This window comes from Maribacter sp. UH1 (assembly GCF_056839145.1).
The window spans coordinates 1,219,083-1,232,276 of the sequence record NZ_CM166387.1 but is presented as its reverse complement, the minus strand read 5'-3'; the positions used below and the strand labels follow the sequence as shown (position 1 = coordinate 1,232,276).

The 13,194-nt window shown below is 32.1% G+C and carries 14 protein-coding genes; 9 read left to right on the top strand and 5 right to left on the bottom strand.

All coding sequences use genetic code 11. The features are described from left to right. Window positions 1–9: 9 nt before the first annotated feature. A complete protein-coding gene (locus tag UH1x_RS05415) occupies window positions 10–2,070 on the bottom strand; it encodes an ATP-dependent helicase (RefSeq protein WP_482625658.1) in 2,061 nt (686 codons plus the stop codon). Window positions 2,071–2,432: 362 nt separating this feature from the next. Here UH1x_RS05415 and UH1x_RS05410 point away from each other — a divergent pair, with 362 nt between their 5' ends. The 4 genes from UH1x_RS05410 to UH1x_RS05395 all read left to right on the top strand — a co-directional run bounded on the left by UH1x_RS05410 (window position 2,433) and on the right by UH1x_RS05395 (window position 4,865). Beyond that, complete coding sequence (locus tag UH1x_RS05410) at window positions 2,433–2,720, top strand: hypothetical protein (RefSeq protein ID WP_482625657.1); 288 nt, start codon at window positions 2,433–2,435, stop codon at window positions 2,718–2,720. Between the two features lie 4 nt (window positions 2,721–2,724). Continuing rightward, window positions 2,725–3,090 (top strand): S24 family peptidase, encoded by a 366-nt coding sequence (locus UH1x_RS05405; RefSeq protein ID WP_482625656.1) that lies wholly within the window; start codon window positions 2,725–2,727, stop codon window positions 3,088–3,090. Next, window positions 3,087–4,358: a Y-family DNA polymerase gene (locus tag UH1x_RS05400; RefSeq protein WP_482625655.1), complete on the top strand. Its 1,272-nt coding sequence runs from the start codon at window positions 3,087–3,089 to the stop codon at window positions 4,356–4,358. The genes UH1x_RS05405 and UH1x_RS05400 overlap by 4 nt, the downstream gene beginning before the upstream one ends. A gap of 84 nt (window positions 4,359–4,442) precedes the next feature. Beyond that, window positions 4,443–4,865, top strand: coding sequence for a BLUF domain-containing protein (locus UH1x_RS05395; protein WP_482625654.1), 423 nt, complete (start codon window positions 4,443–4,445; stop codon window positions 4,863–4,865). A gap of 603 nt (window positions 4,866–5,468) precedes the next feature. Here UH1x_RS05395 and UH1x_RS05390 read toward each other — a convergent pair. From UH1x_RS05390 to UH1x_RS05375, 4 genes are read right to left on the bottom strand one after another with little or no spacing between them, the layout of a single operon-like run. Beyond that, window positions 5,469–6,395, bottom strand: coding sequence for a helix-turn-helix domain-containing protein (locus UH1x_RS05390; protein WP_482625653.1), 927 nt, complete (start codon window positions 6,393–6,395; stop codon window positions 5,469–5,471). A 4-nt stretch (window positions 6,396–6,399) separates the two neighbouring features. Then, window positions 6,400–6,873: a DUF1097 domain-containing protein gene (locus UH1x_RS05385; protein ID WP_482625652.1), complete on the bottom strand. Its 474-nt coding sequence runs from the start codon at window positions 6,871–6,873 to the stop codon at window positions 6,400–6,402. A gap of 18 nt (window positions 6,874–6,891) precedes the next feature. After that, window positions 6,892–7,632 (bottom strand): SDR family oxidoreductase, encoded by a 741-nt coding sequence (locus UH1x_RS05380; RefSeq protein WP_482625651.1) that lies wholly within the window; start codon window positions 7,630–7,632, stop codon window positions 6,892–6,894. Then, window positions 7,625–8,302 (bottom strand): hypothetical protein, encoded by a 678-nt coding sequence (locus tag UH1x_RS05375; RefSeq protein WP_482625650.1) that lies wholly within the window; start codon window positions 8,300–8,302, stop codon window positions 7,625–7,627. The genes UH1x_RS05380 and UH1x_RS05375 overlap by 8 nt, the downstream gene beginning before the upstream one ends. A gap of 828 nt (window positions 8,303–9,130) precedes the next feature. Between UH1x_RS05375 and UH1x_RS05370 the strand changes: the two genes are divergently transcribed. The 5 genes from UH1x_RS05370 (at window position 9,131) to UH1x_RS05350 (ending at window position 13,108) form a co-directional block, all read left to right on the top strand. Then, entirely contained in the window at window positions 9,131–9,286 is a 156-nt protein-coding gene (locus UH1x_RS05370; RefSeq protein ID WP_482625649.1) for a DUF4357 domain-containing protein, read from the top strand. A 599-nt stretch (window positions 9,287–9,885) separates the two neighbouring features. Further along, window positions 9,886–10,884 carry an SMP-30/gluconolactonase/LRE family protein gene (locus tag UH1x_RS05365; RefSeq protein WP_482625648.1) on the top strand — a complete coding sequence of 333 codons (999 nt, stop codon included), beginning with the start codon at window positions 9,886–9,888 and terminating at the stop codon, window positions 10,882–10,884. Between the two features lie 23 nt (window positions 10,885–10,907). Beyond that, window positions 10,908–11,930 carry a hypothetical protein gene (locus tag UH1x_RS05360; protein WP_482625647.1) on the top strand — a complete coding sequence of 341 codons (1,023 nt, stop codon included), beginning with the start codon at window positions 10,908–10,910 and terminating at the stop codon, window positions 11,928–11,930. Between the two features lie 35 nt (window positions 11,931–11,965). Then, complete coding sequence (locus UH1x_RS05355) at window positions 11,966–12,265, top strand: DUF1330 domain-containing protein (protein ID WP_482625645.1); 300 nt, start codon at window positions 11,966–11,968, stop codon at window positions 12,263–12,265. Between the two features lie 69 nt (window positions 12,266–12,334). Next, window positions 12,335–13,108 (top strand): SDR family NAD(P)-dependent oxidoreductase, encoded by a 774-nt coding sequence (locus UH1x_RS05350; RefSeq protein ID WP_482625643.1) that lies wholly within the window; start codon window positions 12,335–12,337, stop codon window positions 13,106–13,108. Window positions 13,109–13,194 lie beyond the last annotated feature (86 nt).

Sequence of the window (13,194 nt, the reverse complement as noted above, 5' to 3'; positions counted from 1 at the left end):
TTCTATTGTCTAGCTAAAATCCATACCTGAAGATAAATCCATTTTGTTCGGTTCTGCGGCATCTTTCACTGGCTTAAATTCATAGCCTACGGTTTCTTGTTTTACCAATCCTTCAGGTATGGCCGTTAAAAAATAGATTTCTGCGTCATCTGCTTGCTGACCTGAATTTTTGGAAATTGATTTACCATGAATTGCCGATATGGAAGCAGTGTTTCTAGTAATGATCAATCTGTTCTTAGCACGTGTTAATGCAACGTACAATACCCTACGGTCTTCTTCAATGGCATCTACATCATCTAATGACCAAGCGGAAGGAAAAGCTTTAGGCGATACATTTAAAACAATACAAACATCGGCTTCCAGTCCTTTAGCAGAGTGGATGGTAGATATAACAACATGGTCTTTTTCTTCATCGGTCTCTAATTTTGATTCACTTAAAACAGGCGCACCGTTCATCTTTTCGGCATTATCTAATAGTCCTTCACCAATAAATTCACCTAAGCTTGAGTAGCTATTTGCCAAAAGTTTTAAAACGGGGAAATCTCCTTTACGTTTCTCAATCCAGTCTTTTCGATATCTAAAAGCCAGCCCTAATGACATGGCATCATAAGCAATGTCTACCATTTTACCCACTTTGCCCTTCTCTTTTTGAACGGCATTGTATAGTTCTGCAATTTTAATTCCGTCTTTGCCGGGAATGGCACCTTGCAAAAGGGTAGGGATATCGGTTTTACCCTCATCTGCCAAGATTACCGCCATAATTCTAGAAGCCCTTACTTCTCCTATTCCTTCCCAAAAAGTCAGGAATCTCACCCAAGCAATTTCATCGTATGGGTTGTTGACTATTCGTAATAAAGAAACCAGATCTTTTATATGTGCAGCCTGTAGAAATTTACGTCCGCCATAGGTGACATAAGGTATTTTTCTTCTTATAAATACTGCCTGTAGTGTTTTGGTGTAATATTGAGAACGTGATAAAATAAGGTGATCGGCAAACTTACGGTCCTCATCTGTATAGTTTTTTAAAATTTCATCTGCTACCCAATTGGCTTCTTGCCATTCATCACTTACATTTAATAATATAGGTACCTCTCCGCTTCCTCGTACAGACTGTAATTGTTTTTTATAATCAATGGGCGACTTGTCTAATACCCAATTTGAAATATCTAAAATCTCTTGTGTAGAGCGGTAATTTTTTTCAAGTTTATAAACCTCAGAGTTGGGTACACGTTCTTTAAATTGATGCACATTTCTAAAATCCGCACCTCTAAAAGAATAGATCGATTGTGCATCATCACCAACGCAGAACAAACTGCAGATATCTATGAACGGCGAAAGTAGTTCCCATTGCAAGGGGTTGGTATCTTGCATTTCATCAACAAGAAGATAATCGAGATCTTGAGATAATAGCTTTCTAGCCTCAGGGTTAGATTTTAGTTGAGTGGATACCACTAACAGCAGATCATCATAATCTAAATAACGCTGCTCCATCTTTTTCTTTTGATATGCTCTAAGTAATATTTCTACATTAGGCTTCATGGCGGTTATCTCATACTCCGTATCCTTATCTTCTTTCCCCTTATAAACTAGGGTACGTATAGATTCGGTCAAATTCTTTTTGGTGTTTCTGGCATAAGAATAGACATCTAATAACTGCTGCGGTTTTATACGAAGTTTACCATAAACATCGCTATGGCTGCCAGAAACCATTTTCATTAAACCTAATTGATCATCTGGGTCAATTACCGTAAAATTAGCGGCACCGAATAAATTAGGATATTTAATGATGAGTTGATTACACCATGAGTGGAATGTGGCGCCGTTAAGCGTACGCCCGCTAGATTGTGGTAAGCTTGCTTTTACACGCTCAACAATTTCATTGGCGGCTTTTTTGGTAAATGTGAGTATTTGAATTTTAGACGGGTTTGCACCATTTTCGATCAAATAGGCGGCTCTCGCAATTATGGTACGCGTTTTTCCAGTACCCGCACCGGCAAGTACCAGAAGATGTTTACCTGAAAATTCAACAGCTCTTAACTGTTGTTTGTTAAGTCCTTCTTTTAAACTCATGTAGTCTTAATATTAAATAGAGTTCTCATATTACTTGCCTCATTACTAATGGTTAAGGTTCGAATGAGATACTAAATCGTTTATAAATTACTGCGGTCTTGCCTAAAAGCATAACTCTAATTGTTTAATGATTAACCTTATAAAAATAGCAGTAGATGTGGTTGGTATTTTTAATAGTTATAATATTTTCTTTATGTAGACTTTCCTAACGTTTTTTAGCCTCGATTTTTTAACACAAAGTCCTCAATATGAAAGTGTTCCTATATCTTATTTCTGGAGCGATTTTCCTCATTTCTGCCCATTGTTAATAATATTTTCAAATTTACATTAAATTATTTGGATAATATCCTGAAATTTGGACAATGTCCAAAACAGTATTTAGAAATTATGATCTTAAGTGTATAAAAGCACTCCTTAAAGAGATAGGGAAAGAGCGCTATGAAGCTGCATTGAAAGATAATGGGCTTTTTGAAAGCAAGCCAATAGCTATGGATGGTTTTTTTGTGGAGTACGAGACCGATACCCAAGATGTTAATCTGTATTATAAATACCCTTCTAGAGTAGTTTGTTTTATAATGCCGGTACTAGGCTTTTGGAACGTTCCGCATGATCATTGGGTTAGGGAACGAAAAAATAAGGATAGGATTTAAAGTTATGATTGTAGAAGATAAATATTTGATTAAAAAATCTGATAATAACTATAGGGTTAAAAGTCCGACACAAACAGGATTTTCTAGTCCGGCAACACATTATAGTGAACCACAAATCGATTTGAACGAAGTACTGGTTTCCAATTCTTCGTCTACATTTTTTATAAGGGTAGTAGATGAAGAATTTAAAGAGTTCGGTATTTTTAGCAACGATGTTTTAATTGTTGACAAATCGTTGACTCCGAAGTTAAATCAACTCGTATTAGCTACTGTAGACGATAGTTTTAAAATTGTTAGAATAGATAATACCCAAAACGCTGAACTAAATATTTGGGGAACCATAACCTATATTATTAAGTCGGTATTATGATAGCGTTGGTAGATTGTAATAGTTTTTATGCCTCCTGCGAACAGGTCTTTAGACCAGATTTAATGAGGAAACCTGTTGTAGTTTTAAGTAATAACGATGGTTGCGTCATTGCGGCGAACAAAGAAGCAAAAGCCTTGACGGATATTCCTATGTTTCAGCCCATTTTCAAAATAAGGAAGTTGCTAGATGACAATAATGTCACCTATTTCTCTTCTAATTATACGTTGTACAGTGATATGTCAAGAAGGGTGATGGATACCTTAATGACATTTTCACCTAGAGTAGAGGAATATAGTATTGACGAAAGTTGGGTTGATCTAGGATGCATTAAGGTGGATGATTACAATACAATTGCTCATACAATTAAAAACACGGTCCATAAAAATACAGGCATACCGGTAGGTGTGGGTATTGCAAAGACAAAATCATTATCGAAATTAGCGAATAAGTATGCTAAGAAAATACCTCAAAACAATAATGTGTATGTGGTTGATAACGAACAAAAGAGACAACATTTATTGCGGAATCTTCAAGTGAAGGATATTTGGGGAATAGGGAAGAAGCATGCTATTCGACTTCAAAACAACGGCATACACACGGCTTTAGACTTTGCCAACATGCCCGTTGCATGGGTACGCAAAGAAATGACGGTGATAGGAGAGCGATTATGGCGAGAACTGAATAATGTGCCTTGTTTGGAACTGGAGACAGAAGCAAATGCGAAAAAAGGGATAGGAACAGCCAAATCATTCGGATTCAAGCTCTCGGATTATTCACTTATAGAGGAAGCCTGTAGTTATTATGTAGCCGAAGTAGCGGATTTATTAAGGCAGCAACATAGTCTAGCCGCTCAATTGGAAATCTCATTGCAGACCAATCAACATAGCGCGGTTGATAAGCAGTATAGAAACAGCATCAGCATAAACCTAGATACACCGACCGATAGTACCATCAAACTAACAAAAGAAGCATTAAAAGGTTTGCAACAGATATTTAAACCAGGCTACCGGTATAAAAAAGTTGGTGTAAACTTGACTTCATTGGTACACCGAAACGAGGTGCAGACGAATATGTTCTATGATCCTCATAAGAGCGAGAGTGATGTGATTACCAATCTAATCGATAATTTAAATGGTAAGTACGGCAAGAATAAAATCAAGGTCGCTACGGTTGGCAATCGCAGCAAAGAATGGGCGCTTATCAAAGAACATCGCAGTCCGCGGTTTACCACGCAATGGGGAGAACTGATGACGATAGGTAAAACATAAAATGACTATTTTTTGGTTAAGAGAATTAAAATAATCAACTTTTTCATTAACTTAAAGTCTGTATAAATGTATGTGCAAGAATAAATGTTCCAATTAACCTACCGTTCTAAGATATCACCAGAATTAACTATAGCTGAAATTGAGAACATTCTCATTGATGCACGGAAGAGAAATAACGCACGAGGAATAACCGGATGCCTAGTGTACTTTGAAGAAAGTATTGTTCAAATTTTGGAAGGTGAGGAGAGTAATGTACTTCAGTTGTTTGATAAAATCAAAAGTGATAATAGGCATCATGGGTTAGATTTATTGTGGGAAGGTCTGTCAAGACAAAGATATTTTCCGAATTGGGATATGGCGTTATATGCCCCAGCTGATGATGCTGAGTATTATGATTCAAAAGAAATCTTTATTACCAATATGACCTTGCTTGCCGATCTTTCCAAGAAAAACACTTCTGCATTATTGTCTTTTTGGTCTGCCGTTCGTAAGAATTTGAATGGGTAACCTTTATTATGATGTACTTGTTCTGACAACTAAAACAAATACCTATTGTGCGTATTGAGCATAAAAAAAAGCCACTGGATTTTCAGTGGCTTCTTTCTTAGTAGCGGGGACTGGACTCGAACCAGCGACCTTCGGGTTATGAGCTCCTCGTATGGAAAATTACCAACGGTTTTATTGGGCTCAGCCGCTATCAAATTATAAAATCGTATGCAAAAACGTATGCAGTTTTAGTTTTCTGATTAGTTGGCAATTTAGTAAAAAAAGAAATTGATGTTAGTGCTTCGATTTTTTTATTCCAGGCATTTTTTTTAAAATAATAAGCATAGAGGGTTATAAATATGGACTGGGACTAAATTGTTAAGTAGGTTATTTTTTTAAAACAAAAGCCATAACATTTATTATTAAGTTCAAGTTCTTTGCAGATATTCAGCCTTCATTAATAAGTTTAATCAGGAGTGAAATCTATTTAAACATGGATTGGTGAAAAAGTTTAAAAAAATCGGGACTTACGTCCCTAAGCGGACTTTATAAACAAACACGGAACTTTGGAGTTAGAACAAACGCCCTATGTTTTTTAAACATTGTCGGCAGTAGTATCTTTTTCTAATTAAAATTTTTCCTGAATTCCAAAGGTGACATTTCTGTTTTACTCTTAAACAATTTGTTGAATGACGAAGGATATTCAAAACCTAATTTATATGCAATTTCACTAATAGGAGATTGAGTTATAGATAATTGTTCCTTTGCTTTATCAATTAGTTTGTTGTGAATGTGTTGTTGCGTACTCATTCCTGTTAAAGATTTAAGCATACTACTTAAATAATTTGAAGAAAGATTAAGTTCATTTGAAATATATTCAACAGTTGGTAAACCAAACTCAATTAAATCACTTTGATTAAAATAGTTCGATAATAAATTTTCAACTCGCTCTAAAAGTTGATGACTTGATTTATTCCGAGTAATAAATTGGCGTTCATAAAATCGTTCGGCATAATTTAATAATAGCTCTAATTGTGAAACTATTATTTTCTGACTAAACTTGTCAATATTTGCTTGGTATTCTTTTTCAATGTTTTTTAAAATATCAATCATCATAAGTTCTTCTTTTTCAGAAAGGAATAATGCTTCATTGATAACGTATCCAAAAAAATCGTACGTTTTAATTAATTTTGATAAAGAAGTATTCCATAAAAAATCTGGATGAATACAAAGTAACCAACCTGAAGGTTTCAATTCCTTATTAGAATTAACATTTGGATTACTTTCCATATTCAAAACTTGATTCGGAGAAATAAAAGTCATTACTCCCTCATCAAAATCATATTCTTGTTGACCATAAAAAAATTTGTAAGGAACATTTCGTTTTAAACCAATAGTATAATATTCTTGTACAAAATTTAATTCTTTAATGTCTTCAGGGTATTTAACTTCACTATAGTTTATTAAACTAATTAAAGGATGTTTAGGAGTGCTAAGATTAGCAAAGTTATGGTAATCCTTAATGTTTGAGAATTTTTTTAGGTTTGCCATATTATTATTTTAAAACTGATTTTTTTTGTATTCTATCTGCTGTTATGTCGTTTAAAAAGGCAAATAAAAATCCAACAATTATTGGAATAAATAAACTTAATATTGGTTTAAATTCTATCGGTGGATGATTACCAAAGAAAATAATTAATCCAATAAACCAAGCAGGAATATTACTTAATAATTTAATTTTTGCCAAATAAGTTAATGATGTAATAAATATGAATACTGCTATAGGAAAACCAATAGCTCCAAGATATTTACTGAGAAAACCTCCTAATATTTGTATTGAAATCCCCATAAATATTCCTGTTGTAATAGGTATTAATGTATAGAAAGCAGATTTTAAAGATTTACCAAATATATAATAGCTTAGCCAAGCAATAAAGAGTGTCCAAGTTAGCCAATGGAATGAAAATGATATAAAAACGGCTAATGCACCCAAAGCACCCATTGTTATGGCTGTTAAAAATTGTTTCATAATAAATTTGTTTTTAAGTTATGCCATAGCTCCGTTAGCACCAATATTTTGAGCTGAAATCCATTTTGCTTCATCACTGGCTAAAAAAGCAACTATTTTTGCAATATCACTTGGAGTTCCTAATCTCTTAAAGGCATTATTATTTGCGAGTTGTGATATTAATTCTTCCGATTTTCCTTTTAAAAATAATTCTGTACTTGTTGGTCCAGGTAATACGCAGTTTACGTTTATACCTCTATGACCTATTTCTTTAGCAAAAACTTTACTCATCTGTTCTACGGCTATTTTAGATGCAGAATAAATGCCATAAGTTGGAAAAATTGTACGTGTTACTGTAGATGAAAGATTGATGATACTTCCGTTATCAGCTAATTTGGTTGATGCTTCCCGAAATGTATTGAACACTCCTTTTACATTAATATTTATTTGTTTGTCAAATAAATCGTCTGTAGTATCTCTAATTAAAGAGTTAAGCATTACTCCAGCGTTGTTTACTAGAATATCAATCTTACCAAAATGATTAATTGTTTCATCAAATAAACGACTTACATCTTTTTGAAGGCTGACATCAGCCTGTATACTGATTGCTTCAGAGCCATTTTGAATAATTTCGTTAACAACTCTTTCTGCTGAATCTTTATTCGTTGTGTAGTTGATTACTATTTTAGCTCCTCTTTTTGCTAGTTTTTTGGCAATTTCAGCTCCTATGCCTCTTGATGAACCTGTTACTATCGCAATTTTTCTTTTTAGATTACTCATAATTCTTTGTTTTATATTTAATACAAAGTTGAGATATCTTTACTCTTAAAACTTTTCCAAATCTGTGTTTTACTTGTCCTTTTGTTGTATTACTGCCAACGGACTTGTGTATGAAACGTAGCGTGCAAAAAGACACTAACTTTTTGGATTTACACAGAGCCAAATTTTTATATTTAGCTTCTTTCCAATCATATTTTGGGTGTTGCTCCATTACCCTAATGTTACTTTCTCTAATTCTTATATAGTATGTCTCTCCAAAAACAATTAGTTTGGTTCCGTTATGATTAGCATATTGTTGATTAGTGTGCACGACTAAAGAATGTCCTCTTCTTTTCAATAGCTTAATTAGTGCATCAGTGAAAATTAAGGCTCTTCTTTCTAATGCATTAGAAACATTTATAGATAATACTCCTTTTTTTGGCGTTTCAATTCTGGTTTGTTTTTTAGCCTTTTTGGTTTTATTTAGATACTCTCTAGCTGATATAATTAATTTATCTGGTATGTCAAGTTTTGTTGTTATTATTTGAGCTAATTTACTATCACTTTTTATATCCCTAATTAATAAATCTAACTCAGTTAATTTACTTAAAACTGGTTCTCCTGAAATACGTTTAGGTAATATTATATCGCTATTGTCAATAGAACCTTCTGATAGGGGAATTGGAGCCACTATCTTTCCGTATTTTATCTTAGACCAATGACCTTTTAGAGGTAAAGGGATATTTTTTTTTTTGCATAATTCTTTAAAAGCTTTATTAGTTATCGCAAATTCTTGAATAATTTTTGAGATTGGTTCCGACCATACTAATTCGTATAATTCTAATCTTGAAATTTTTTTTATTCATTGGGTTTAATATATCTCAACTTATAATTGATGTTGGTACATTTTATTTTTTATCAAAAATTGAACGACTATATTTAAACTCTCCCCCGTGAAATGAAATTTACGTCATATATATGACATAGCTGTTTAGAGAAAAATAACATATTTAATGCTGATTAAAGAACTAATTTAATGTCCGAAGACCAAAAAAAATACTAGAATCCCAACTTTGGGGAATTGCCAATTTATTACGAGGAAAAATTAGTGCGACGATTATCACGATTATATATTCGGATTTATTTTTTACAAATACCTTTCAGAAAAACAATACTTATATGCTAACGAATTACTAGTTGACGAAGAAGTAACCGACTTCAAAGAAGTAAAAGACAAAGACACTTAAGAAGCCATTAGAGAAGAATCGCTTTTAAAACTAGGTTACTTTTTACAACCTGCGGAATTATTCTCAGCAATTGCTGCCTAAGGATACGCAGATATAGAAGATGAAAGCAATTACATCTTAGAAGATTTACAAGCTGTAATGAATCATATTTAGGAAAGTACCTTGATGATGGTTTCTTGGTTTACAAGGGTAGTACATCCGTTTTGGAGGAAACATTGAAAGCTCCAAATTGGATACGTAGTTTGAGAAATACCTTGTAAGAACAAAATATTTTGAAAGAGCAAGATGATAAACTTGTTTTTCAAGAAGATTATATTTTTAATTCACCAAGCGCAGCAGCTGTTGTAGTTAAAGGAAGAACTTCTAATGGTTGGACTGCATGGAAAAATATTGACGGAAAAACATTTAGTGACTTAAAAAGGATATAGTGACTATTGGTTTAATTGAACGTCAAGAAACAATTATAATTAAATTATTTTTTTGCTCTAAGAATATAGTAGTAAGATAGATAAAAGCTAGGAAAAGTAAATTCTCTCCGCCTGTACTAAAAGCTCTCAAGAAATTGGGAGCTTTTTACATTTAAAAATAGCCTTCTTTTTTACTCAGGTACAACATAGGTACAACATTTCATTATTTTATTAAGGAATTTTAATTTGATATCAAATGTTTCTGTTTCAAAATAATTGCTATTTGTTTTTATTATAATTTATTGTGAAATAGCAGTTATAATTTTTTAATTAGATTTTTTGAGTCCTGTTGTGGATAATAAAATTTACTCGTCTACTTCTAATATTCGTCTTTCTGAGATGAAATTTCAATCCACTACCGTATTTAAAATAGCCAGATTTTCTTAATATCAGAAGAAATTCAGTTCTAATTGTAAATGATAGTATTATTTATAGGTAATTGAAATGACGATTTTTATTTAACTACTCTTGAACTTAATAAACTGTTTTTTGAACTATATGCGATACCCAGTAAGCCTTCTTTCAGTCTAATTTTGTGCTTTAATTTAAAAATAATAATAATGAAATTTTTAGAAAACGTACAAAAGATATTATTACAATTAACAATTATAGTTAGTTTATCATCGACAAGTTTATTGGCTCAATCTCCAAACCAAATAGTAATTAAAGAATCAGGTTTGTACCCAGAAGGACTAGTTTATCATGATGAAACTGGGGCTTTTTATACCACATCTATTGCAAAAGGTAAAATAGTTAAAGTCACAAAAGATGGAACTGTTACTGTTTTTGCAGATGATAAAGATTTGATTTCAACTGTTGGACTTGAAATTGACATTAAGAGAAATAGATTAATAGTTTGTAATGCAGACCCGGGAGCAAGTATAAAGAGTAGTGCTATTACAAAAGGAGTATTGGCGTCTGTTGTATTTTATAATCTTAAAACAGGAGAAAGAGAAAAATATATAGATTTAGCTTCTTTAGCTCCAATAGGAGGAGCTCATATGGCAAACGATGTAACGGTAGATGAAAAAGGGAATTTTTATGTTACAGATAGTTTTTCTCCTATAATTTACAAGGTAACTAAAAAAGGTAAGGCTACTATATTTCTTAATGATGAAAGGTTAAGAGCAGCTACAGGTACTTTTGGATTAAATGGATTGGCTTATCATCCTGATGGATTTTTACTTACAGCAGTATATAATGGAGGTAAATTATTTAAAATTCCAATTAAAAATCCATCTAATTTAATTGAAATTGAATTAGGTAATAAAGCTTATCCAACAATAGATGGGGTATTACTTTTAGATAATAACACTATAGCATTAGCAAGTAACAACTTAACTGGGGAAGATTTTTTGAGTGCAGTTTATAAAGTTTCCACTAACGATAATTGGAAGTCTGCACAAACAATTTCGGCATTTGAAACAGGAAAAACATTTCCAACAACTCTAACAACATGGGAAAATGATGTATTTGTAGTATATGCTAAACTTCCAATGCTTTTTGGTGGAAATAAGCCAATGGCCCAGAAGTTTGAAATAACTAAAGTTAAATTTTAATAACACCTAATATAAAATTTAAGATGAAAATAATAAATATATTCAGTTCAATACTAGTTTTAGGACTTACAGCTTTGTTTACCTCTTGTAATGATAATGATGATACTACTGCAGTGCCATCTATAAAACTTCCAGATACAATTACAATTAATGGCTCTAACTTATATCCAGAAGGTATTGTATATAGTGAGAACCAAGAAGTTTTTTATGCAGGTTCAGTAGGAGAAGGAAAAATAATTACGGTTGATATAAATGGAAATCAACAAGATTTTGCAGAAGATGAAACGTTAATCTCCATTCTAGGTCTTATCATTGATGAAACAAATAATAGGTTAATTGTATGTAATTCAGACCCTGGTACAGGTGTAAAGACAAGTTCTGCTACGGCAGGACAACTAGCTCAAATTATTATGTATGATTTATCAAATGGAGATAAAATTAATACAATTGATTTAGGGAGTTTAGTTGAAGGTGCTCATATAGCAAACGATCTAACTTTAGATGCTGAAGGAAATATATATGTTACAGATAGTTTTTCACCTGTAATTTACAAAGTAGATACTTTAGGTAATGCCTCTGTTTTAATAAATAACCCTTCGTTGTTTTCAGTGCCTGCAGGTGCTTTTGGGTTAAATGGTATTGTTTACCACTCAGATAATTATCTTATTGTAGGAAAATATAACGAAGGAAAATTGTTTAAGATTTTATTAAACGATCCAAATGATATTACAGAAATAACCTTAGATGGAGTTGTTAACACTGTAGACGGTTTGTTACTAAGAGATGACAATACATTAATATTAGCTAGTAATAATATAACGGGAGAAGATTTTGAGGAAGCTATTTATGAAATATCTACTATAAATGATTGGACTACAGCTGCTATAATTAATACTTCTATTATTCCGTTTGGAACTTTCCCAACAGCACTTGAAATTATTGAAGATGATTTATATGTTATATATTCTTCATTAAGTACATTATTTGGATTATTTGAAGGCGCTGCAATAGTAGATGAGTATCCAATCCAAAAAATTACATTCTAGAAGCTTTATTAATAAATTAATTAAAAAATAAAATTATGTCAGAAAAATCATTAATGATTGTCAATGCAGTTTTAAATCCAGACGAAAAAGAAGCATTTGCTTATTATTCAGGGCATTCTGCTCCATTATTTAAACAAGCTGGAGCTATTCCTGTTGGAAAATATAAAGTATCTGAAAGTATTATTGGAGAAAGAAAACTACAAGTAGTCGCTATTATGGAGTTTCCAAGTAGTGAAGTAATTAACAATGTTTTTGAATCGGAAGCTTATAAAGAGTTACTTCCATACAGAGATAAGGCCTTTATGGAATTAGATGTGTTTATAGGAAACCAATAAATAGAAAATAATATGTAGTAGTAAGAGTTAATTTTATTACTACATATTTTAATTTATAATAAGTAAGTTATGAAACTATTAGAAGGTAAAAAAGCTGTAATAACAGGAGGAAGTGAAGGAATTGGGTATGCAATAGCAGAAGCTTTATTGAAAAGTGGAGCAGAGGTTCTTCTAATTTCAAGAGACAAAGAGAAATTAGAAAAAGCTGTAGATAAATTATCTATTTACAAAGGTAGAGTACATACAATTTCTTTTGATTTATCAAGCCTTTTAAAAATTACTGATTTAGTACAACAAATACATACTGTTTTTGATGAGTTAGATGTTTTGGTAAATAATGCTGCAATGGGATTATTTAAAAGAATAGAAAATGTTGAAACATCAGAATTAGACCAAATTATAACTTTAAATGTGAAGTCACCCTATCTTTTAAGTAAACAATTACTTCCTTCATTATTAAAAACTAAAGGAAATATTATAAATATTACCTCTTATTTTTCTCATAAAATGATTGCAGGTCGTTATAGTACAGCTTATTCTATAACTAAAGGAGCAATGGATTCTTTTACAAAATCGCTAGCTTCTGAGTTAGGATCAAAAGGTGTTAGAGTTAATGCAATAGCTCCTGGGAGTGTAAAAACGCCTCTTTTTAATAAAGCTTTAAGTAAGATGAATACTGAGGAGAGAGAAATATTTACAAGTAGAATAAAAGTATTATACCCTTTAGAACGAATAGGAGAGCCAGAAGATTTGGGAGGGATGGCTGTTTTTTTAGCATCTGAACAAGCTAAATGGGTAACAGGTGCTATTATGAATGTAGACGGTGGTTTAACAATAAACTAAAATGAACCATATAGAATGTTATTTGAACAAAATGGAGTGTGTTAAATCAAGTGTTTTTATAATTTTGCATATATAAACAATTCAAT